Origin of the sequence: Eudoraea sp. (genome assembly GCF_049665975.1) — a bacterium.
Taxonomy (GTDB): Bacteria; Bacteroidota; Bacteroidia; order Flavobacteriales; family Flavobacteriaceae; genus Eudoraea.
Genome location: NZ_JBATGR010000461.1, coordinates 1 through 1537 on the forward strand (window position 1 = coordinate 1; position 1537 = coordinate 1537).

Consider the following 1537-nt stretch of genomic DNA (forward strand, 5'->3'; position numbering starts at 1 on the left):
CCTTGATTCCCGTCAGGGCCTTGATTTCCGTCGGGGCCTTGTGGTCCTATTGGACCAGGAGTGCCATCAGCACCTGCGGGCCCTTGTGGACCGACTGGTCCCTGGGGACCGGTAAGGTCGGAAGAAGTAAAAGAAGTCCCGTCTGAATAATTTATGGTAAAAGTGCCATTCCCGTTATCTACAAATGTGAAAGTGCCCGGATTAGAACCCGATCCACCGCAAAGGTCCTTCCATTGACTGCCATCATAAAGATAGACACATTGGGCTTCTATGTTGTAAACCAAGGCGCCACGCAATGGTGTAATACCTTGCATTTGAGCTGTAGTAAGGCGGGTGAGTACAAAAGCCTTGTTGCTGCTTTCCAATTCTAAAATGGAAGCGGTATCTATGCTATTGGGGTTTTCACCTATTTTTACCTGTGCTATCGCCATTGTTGAAGATGCGACTAACAGTATAAAAAGTAATTTTTTCAGGGTCATTTTATTAAGATTTGGGTAAAATCATTAATTCAACGTAAAAATAACCCGAAGATGAGGACCTTTATAGAAAATGTTGTGTAGAACTAAAATTGTGTGGTGAAACTCGTAAGCGTTGTTTATAAGCGGAGATTATGGCTTTTTGTCGAATGTCTGGATATTTCAGAATTATGGATCTAAATACAAATAACCGGATAGGATAATATTGGATATTATTGGATAGCCGGAAATATAAATTACTTATCGGGTCTTTATTTTCCTAAAAATCCACAAATCATTCAAAAGCCAGATAAAAGTACCCCTGATACTTAAGGTTAAGATCTTTTAAATCAATTAGATAGAAGTAAACACCTTCCGGCAATTGATTATTGTTTTGGTTGATATTTCGATTTGGAATTCCTTGAAATTCATTTTGATAATTTGTTTTTTCATAAACCAACTGACCCGACCTATTGAATACCTTAAATTCATTATTTGGCGATTGCTCCATAATTTTTAAACTAAAAAAATCATTTACTCCATCCCCATTTGGTGTTAGAGCATAGTTGCCAGGTTCGTTGGCTTTTGTATTAAACAAAAAACCTAAAGTAAAGATTTCATAATCATTGGCGTTGAAAATATTGGAAGTAACCATTCCTTCTTCGGTATTCCCTTCATATTTAGTATTTCCCAAATTGTCCCATTGTTCATTCTTCTTGCTCCAGCCTGCAACAGTGATACTTTCTATGCCATCAACCGAAGATTCCAGATAAGAGGCTGAGTTCCAATTAAGAGTTATTTGAATTCTGCCTGTAGTTGTCAAATTCCAGAATTCCTGAGTATTTATACCTCCTAAACTGCTATCCCTATCGTTACTATTAAAGCCCGTGGCTAAACTTCTGGGATAATCAGGATTTTCAAAAAAGTAAGCTCATTTTGCCAGGAAAACATCATCAATAAATTGTATTTGCAATGGTCTTAATATGTCGTCACAACCGACAGGAAAACTAAAAATCTTTTGCCCTTCAACGCCCACCTGACCGTCAATTTTGGAAAGATTTAAAACACCTTCATAATAGGCT

At 37.7% G+C, this 1537-nt stretch carries 1 protein-coding gene and 1 pseudogene; both read right to left on the reverse strand.

All coding sequences use genetic code 11. The features are described 5' to 3' along the window. Positions 1–479 (reverse strand): annotated as a pseudogene (locus WBN20_RS15060) (hypothetical protein); the annotation flags it as partial. Between the two features lie 271 nt (positions 480–750). After that, entirely contained in the window at positions 751–1278 is a 528-nt protein-coding gene (locus WBN20_RS15065; protein ID WP_424282277.1) for a gliding motility-associated C-terminal domain-containing protein, read from the reverse strand. Between the last annotated feature and the right edge of the window lie 259 nt (positions 1279–1537).